Raw genomic sequence first — 282 nt, 5'->3', positions numbered from 1 at the left:
GGCTTGTCGAGCAATAGGCTCGTTTAATGCCCGCATAAACCAACTGATATCGATTAAACGCTGTTTATAGACCTGTGCTGTTTCTTCAACCATTTCCATTTCGAATGGAGTTAATGTAGTTAATGTAGTTAATGATTGCTCTTGTTGAAATTGACGGGTCAACAGGGTGCCTTTAAACAACTTATGCCAACGGGACAGTACTTCTAGCGTCGTCCAGTTGTTAGCTTTTTCACTATCAACATGAAGGACTAAATGTAAGTGATTATTCATGACAGCGTGAGC

General features: G+C 40.4%; 1 pseudogene. It reads right to left on the bottom strand.

Annotated elements, in window-relative coordinates:
- Positions 1-282 (bottom strand): annotated as a pseudogene (locus H4J56_RS19445) (transposase); the annotation flags it as partial.

The sequence above is a fragment of the Colwellia sp. BRX8-4 genome (genome assembly GCF_014077345.1).
In the GTDB taxonomy this organism is placed as follows: domain Bacteria; phylum Pseudomonadota; class Gammaproteobacteria; order Enterobacterales; family Alteromonadaceae; genus Colwellia_A.
This window is presented reverse-complemented; position numbering and strand designations above follow the sequence as displayed.